Here is a 5,896-nt window from a genome sequence, read left to right as displayed (position 1 = left end):
GGCCGGGGGAGGGACCGCCGATGTTTCGATTGCTCAGCGCCGCCGTGCTCGCCGGTTCGCTGTTGGTCTGCGGGTCGTTGGTGCGGGGGACGGCGCTGTGCGAGTGGGAGTCGGCCCTGGAGGTGCGGGCCTGTCCGCAGTGCGGCGCCGCGGTGGTGTTCGACCCGGCCACCCACCGCGCCGCGGTCTGCCGCGGCTGTCACCCCCGCCCGGTCGCCCTCGCCGCCCGATAGAGCGGCCCAATGGTGCGGCCGGTCGCCCGGCCGGTCGCCGCGGCGATGCCTCGCGGACGCTTCGGGGCGGCGTTCCGCTCGGTCCTGAAACCGCTGTTTATCGGGCGTAGCGGCCCGGGGCGGCGCGGAACACGTTCCAGTTCTCCACGCTCGTGAACAGGTAGAACCGGCCGGCGTGGCGGCGGAGGACGGCGCCCTCGGCGAGGATCTCCTCGTCCAGATAGGCGACCGGGTCCATGCCGCACCACGCCGGGGCGTAGCGGTCCGGGGCGTCGCGGAACCGGGAGAGGGCCTGCTCCGAGGCGAAGAAATAGGTGCGGCCGGCGTGGACGGCGCTGAAGTGCGGGGAGGCGGCCTCGAACCGGCGCTCCGCCAGCGCCACCACGCACAGCGTGCCCAGGGCGGACAGCGGGGGGGCGTCCGCGGCGGCGATCTCTGCCGGCACGAAGTTCGCCCCGCCGGGGTCCGGCGTCGGCGTCGCCTGCGGGGCCGCGGAGAGCGTCGGTACGCCGGCGATCGCCGGGGGGGCGGTTCGCGTCGGCGCCTCGGACAACGTCGGCGTCTCGGGCGAATCGCCCGGCAGCAGGACGCACAGCAGGGCGGCCGGCAGCGAGACGGGCATGGAACGGGGCCGACGGGGGATCGGGGAACGCACGCCGCGGGGCACGGGCGCCGCGGGGCGGCGGCCCCGGTTCGGGGGCGTCGCCGACATGAGCCGACATCGACGCCGGACCCGCGTTTTCTTCACCCCGCCCGCAGATTCGCCGCGATCCGCCGGACCGGCCGGCCGATAAGCGCAGGCGTTGGCCCCGTTCTCGCGCCCGGCGCTCCCATGGTCTGCCGTTTCGTCCCGCGTTCCGTCGTCGCGCCGCTCGTGTGCCTGGCGGTCCTGGGCGCCGCGGTCGAGAGGGGCGCGGCCGGGGTGACGGACGAACCCCGGGCCGACGCCGCGACCCGCGGCCGTCGGGCCGCCGAGGCGCTGCCCCCGGGGCGGTTCCGCACGGCGCTGCTGGCGGAGTTGGCGATCCTCGACGCCCGCCGCCCCGTCGTCGCCCCGACCGGCGCCGAGGGGGAGATCATCGTCACGCCGCCGGAGCCGGAACCCCCGCCGGAGCCGGAGCTTGCCGCGGCGCCGACCCCGGAAGCGACGCCCCCGCACGCCGAGCCCTCGGAGAACCTGGAGGCGGACCTGGAGGCGGAGCCGCTGTTCGATTCCTCCGTCGCCCTCGCCGCCGCGGCCGCCGCGGCCCGGGACGCCGCGGAGCCCGAGGAGCGGACGTCGCCGAGCCCCGCCGGTTCGCCGGCGCCGTCCGTCGCCGCGGCGTCCCGCGTTGCTCCCGCGCCGCCGAGCGGCGACGGCGAACCGGGCCGCGACGAACTGGTGAGAAGCGCCTTGGCGGTCGCCCCGCCGGGGTGGGTCGATCCCTTCGAACAAAGCGAAGCCGACGCCGACGCCGACCGCCTCGCCCGCGAATCCGCTGAGCGACAGGCCGCCGAGCGACAGGCCGCCGAGCGACAGGCCGCCGAGCGACAGGCCGCCGAGCGACAGGCCGCCGAGCGACAGGCCGCCGAGCGACAGGCCGCTGAGCAGAAGGCCGCCGAAGAGAAGGCCGCCGCGGAGCGGGCCGCGGTCGAACGTCTGGAGCGGGAACGCTTGGAGGCTGAACGCCGCGACGCCGCCCGCAGGGCCGCGGAGCAGGCCGAGGCGGAGCGCACAGAGGCGGAGCGCAAGGCAGCGGAGCGGCGGCAGGCGGACCGGGCCGAGGCGGAGCGAGTCGCCGCTCAGCAGAGGGCGAAGGCGGAGGCGGCCGCGAAGGCCGAAGCGGCGGCGAAGGCGAAGGCGGAAGCGAAAGCCGCGGCGGAGGCGGAAGCGGCGGCGAAGGTGCACACGCCGGGATTCGGGGCCGTCTGCCCCGTCACCCTGCGGGACGAGATGCGGCTGGCCCCCGGCCGGCCGGAGCATATGGCGACGCACGGCGGCGCCCCCTGGCACTTCGCCACGGCGGAGGCCCGGGCGGCGTTCCAGCGAAACCCGACCCGCTATCTCCCGGTCGCCGGCGGCGGGGACGTCGTGCTGGGCGTGTTAGAGGGCTTCCGCGTCCCCGGCCGGCCGGACCGCTGCGCGGTCTACGAGGACCGGATCTACCTGTTCGCCTCGGAGAAAACCCGGGCCGCCTTCGTCAAACAGCCCCGCCGCTACGCCGCGGCGGTCGGACGTTAGACAACCGGGCGGCGTCCGCCCGCGGAACCGCGGGACGAGCGGGGGGCCGCCCCCGACCGGTGCGGGACCGGGCCGGCGTGGGCGACGTAGGGCGATCCCCGAAAATGGGACGAGGCGCTCCTCGGAACCCTCGAAGCCCGCTTTCCCGACGGCGGAGCCGGGTACACTGGGCGACCCGCCCCCGGCCGCCCCGCCCCGCCCCGCCCCATGCCCGCCGCGGCTGACGACTCCGCCCGCACCGTCGTACCGGGGGGATGGCAGGGGCAAGGTCTGTTGACCGGGCTGCGGGCGACCGGCCGGGTCGGCCCGCTGGACGCCGGCGGCGATCCCAATCCCGGCGCCGACACCGCCGATCCCAACGGCCGCACGCTGCAACTCACCCCGGCGCCGAACGGGGACTTCACCAACGTCACCGCGGAGGCCCTCGCCGCCGGTCCGCCGCTGCCGGTCCGCACGGTCGGCGACGACCCGACGGCGGACTACCAACTCGGCGAACGCATCGGCGAGGGCGGCAGCGGCGTGGTGCGGGAGGCGATCCAGACCGCCCTGGGCCGCACCGTCGCGCTCAAACGGCTCAAGCCCGGCCGGCCGGACGCCCGCGGCCGCTTCCTCGCCGAGGCCCGCGTCGTCGCCGGGCTGGACCACCCCAACATCCTGCCGGTCTACGAGCTGGCCGCGGACGAGACGGGCGAGCCGTTCCTGGTGATGAAGCGGGTGGTCGGCACGCCCTGGAGCGAGTCGATCCGCACGATGGCCCGATCGGAGAACCTGCGGATCCTCTCCGCGGTGGCGGACGCCGTCGCCTTCGCCCACTCCCGCGGCGTCGTGCACCGGGACATCAAGCCGGAGAACGTGCTGCTGGGCGCGTTCGGCGAGGTGTTGCTGAACGACTGGGGCCTGGCGCTGACCGAAGAGGACCGGGCCGACGCTCGCGAGGCCCAGCGACGCGAAGCCGCGCGGCGGCGGGCGGACGGCGAGGAGGTCCCGACCGGCCGGCTGTGCGGCGGCATCGACGCCACCGGGATCGCCGGCACCCCCGCCTACATGGCCCCCGAGCAGGCCCGCGGCGACGCCGAGGACCTCGGCCCCGGCACCGACGTGTATCTGCTGGGCGCGGTGCTGTTCGAGATCGCCACCGGCCGCCGCCCGCACGCCGGGGAGACGCTGACGGCCTGCCTGAAAAGCGCCGCCGCCAACCGGCTCGATTTGCCCGAGCCGCCGCGGGAGCCCGCCGTCAACCGCTACCGGCCGGAGCGGTTCGCCCCCGCCGGACCCGACGACGCCTGCGGCGACGACCCGGACGCCGAGGGGGGCGAGTCCGACTGGGACGAAGAACTGGTGCGGATCGCCCGTCGGGTGATGGCCGACGACCCCGCCGACCGCCCGCCCGGCGTGGCGGCGTTCAAGGAGCTGATGGCGGAGTACGAGACCCACGCCGAAAGCGCCCGCCTGACCCGCCGCGGCCGCCGGCTCGCCGCCGAGGCGAACGCCAGCGGCGACTACGCGACCTTCGCCCTCGCCACCCGCACGCTCGCCGAGGCCCTCGCCGCCTGGGACGGGAACGACTGCGCGAAGCAAACCTTACGGGCGACCCGCATCGCCTTCGCCGAACGGGCCTGCGACAACGGCGATCTGGAACTGGCCGAGGGCCTGATCGAGGCCGGCGAACTGCACGACGAACCGGTCGCCGAGCGCTGCCGCGAGTCCCGGGAGAAGCTGGCGAACGCCGAGGCGGAGCGCTCCGCCCTGGAGCAGGGGGTGCTCAAGTGGAGCCGGGCGTTCCTGGCCAGCCCGGACTGCGTGTTCCTCGTCGACCTGACCGACGGCCGCGTCACGGAGGTGAACGACCAATTCACCGCCCTGCTGGGCTACGACCCGGCCGACGTGGTGGGGAAGACGGTGGACGAAGCGTCGTTCTGGCCGCCGAGCCGCTGCCGCGAAAAGTTCGTCCACGGCCTGCAGGAGCGGGGCGAGTTTGAGAACGCCGAAGTCGACTTCCGCACCAAAACCGGCGGCCGGTTGCCGGTGCAGGTCAGCGCCCGGGTGACGGAGGTGGACGGCCGCCGGGTGGTGGTCACCAACGCCCGGGACGTGACCGTCCGCAAACGGCAGGAGGCGGGATTAAAGAAGAGCGAGGACCGCCTCCGCCGCACCCAGCGCCTCGCCGGCCTGGGCACCTGGGAGTTGGACGTCGCCAGCGGTGCCGCCTACTGGAGCGAGGAGACCTTCCGCATCGCCGGATTGGAGCCGGCCGACGAGCCGCCCGGTTTCGACGAATACCTCGCCACCGTGCACCCCGACGACCGCCCGGCCCTGCTGGCCGCCCTCGACGCCGCCGGCAAGGGCGGCGACGGGTTCGAACTCCAGGTCCGCCACCGCCGCCCGGACGGGAGTTGGAACCGCGTGTTAACCCGCGGCGAGCCGATCAGAAACGCCGACGGCGAGGTCGTCGAACTATTCGGCAGCATCCTGGACCTGTCGGACTCCTGCCCGGCGGATTAGACGCCTCTTGCCGACCGCCGCCCCGCGAACCGGGCCGTCGCAGGATTAGGTCGGCGACTGCGACTCCGCGTAGGCTTTGAATCGGTCCAGAATGCTCTGCCAGCCGGCTCGTTGCATATCGACGGGGTGGGTGGATTCCGCGACGAAGGTTTCCGTCACCCGCGTGCCGCCGTCGGCGGGTTCGAACTCGATCCGGACCTCCCGGTCGTCTTCAATCGTATAAACGATCAATTCGTGCGGGACGACCTCGGCATACGTGCCCTTGAAGTCGAACCCGACGCTGCCGTCGCGGGCCTCCATGCGGGAGGTGAACTCGCCGCCGACCCGCAGGTCGTTCGTGGCGGCGGGGCAGTGCCAGTCGTCGGAGGCGGCGTTCCACTGCCGGATCGCGGCCGGATCGGTCCAGGCGTCCCACACCCGCTCCGGCGGGGCGGCGACGACGGTCTGCACGGTAACGGTTTCGGGGGCGCTCATCGGTCGTTCAGGAATTCAGGGGGGGCCGGGCTCGGCGGCGCCGGCGGTGACGTGCTTCAGCAACTCGCGGAGGGTACGTTCGATCTTCTCCAGCGCCTTGGCCGCCTTTTCGTTCGACTCCGTGCCGATCGATAGCGGCGGCAGCGAGTCGGAAATATTCAGCCGGGCGACGTATTGATACTCGTGCCCGGCGAGGTCCTGATAGTCGACCGTCAGCCCCACGTCCGTGCCGAAGCGCTCGTCGGCGTCGTGGAGGGTCGCCACGTCCATAAAAAACGGAGCGGAGGGGCCGATCACCGGGATCGCCAGCGGCAGATGCTTTTCGACGCTCTTAAAGTGCGGGGCGGTGTTCGACAGGTCGATCCGCACCCGTACTGCCGGGGTCTCGCTGAGGGTCGTCACCCCGAGTTGCACGGTACCCGGGAAGCCCGGCTTGATGCGGAAGACGTGGGCCAGCGCCGGCCGG

6 protein-coding genes are annotated in these 5,896 nt (G+C 74.2%); 3 read left to right on the top strand and 3 right to left on the bottom strand.

The window, feature by feature from the left end:
* On the top strand, positions 1-233 hold a 233-nt coding region (locus ACG2DA_RS21430; RefSeq protein ID WP_395258543.1), incomplete at its 5' end, for a hypothetical protein.
* 97 nt (positions 234-330) lie between these two features.
* Here ACG2DA_RS21430 and ACG2DA_RS21425 read toward each other — a convergent pair.
* Entirely contained in the window at positions 331-855 is a 525-nt protein-coding gene (locus ACG2DA_RS21425; protein ID WP_395258541.1) for a YHS domain-containing protein, read from the bottom strand.
* 300 nt (positions 856-1,155) lie between these two features.
* On the opposite strand from ACG2DA_RS21425, the gene ACG2DA_RS21420 reads away from it, so the two are divergent.
* Positions 1,156-2,454 (top strand): hypothetical protein, encoded by a 1,299-nt coding sequence (locus ACG2DA_RS21420; RefSeq protein WP_395258540.1) that lies wholly within the window; start codon positions 1,156-1,158, stop codon positions 2,452-2,454.
* A gap of 207 nt (positions 2,455-2,661) precedes the next feature.
* Positions 2,662-4,956 carry a PAS domain-containing protein gene (locus tag ACG2DA_RS21415; protein ID WP_395258538.1) on the top strand — a complete coding sequence of 765 codons (2,295 nt, stop codon included), beginning with the start codon at positions 2,662-2,664 and terminating at the stop codon, positions 4,954-4,956.
* A 45-nt stretch (positions 4,957-5,001) separates the two neighbouring features.
* Here ACG2DA_RS21415 and ACG2DA_RS21410 read toward each other — a convergent pair whose 3' ends face one another.
* Both ACG2DA_RS21410 and ACG2DA_RS21405 read right to left on the bottom strand, forming a co-directional pair.
* Positions 5,002-5,430 carry an SRPBCC family protein gene (locus ACG2DA_RS21410; protein WP_395258537.1) on the bottom strand — a complete coding sequence of 143 codons (429 nt, stop codon included), beginning with the start codon at positions 5,428-5,430 and terminating at the stop codon, positions 5,002-5,004.
* Positions 5,431-5,445: 15 nt separating this feature from the next.
* Positions 5,446-5,896 (bottom strand): hypothetical protein (locus tag ACG2DA_RS21405; RefSeq protein WP_395258535.1); only part of this gene is annotated, 451 nt, incomplete at its 5' end.

Source organism: Alienimonas sp. DA493 (assembly GCF_043951915.1).
In the GTDB taxonomy this organism is placed as follows: domain Bacteria; phylum Planctomycetota; class Planctomycetia; order Planctomycetales; family Planctomycetaceae; genus Alienimonas.
The sequence above is the reverse complement of the archived record's forward strand: the minus strand, read 5'-3'. Positions and strand labels throughout refer to the sequence as shown.

Excerpts from the sequence above, each read along its gene's own strand:
- ACG2DA_RS21425 (WP_395258541.1), bottom strand. The coding sequence starts at position 855 with ATGCCCGTCTCGCTGCCGGCCGCCCTGCTGTGCGTCCTGCTGCCGGGC.
- ACG2DA_RS21415 (WP_395258538.1), top strand. The coding sequence starts at position 2,662 with ATGCCCGCCGCGGCTGACGACTCCGCCCGCACCGTCGTACCGGGGGGA.
- ACG2DA_RS21410 (WP_395258537.1), bottom strand. The coding sequence starts at position 5,430 with ATGAGCGCCCCCGAAACCGTTACCGTGCAGACCGTCGTCGCCGCCCCG.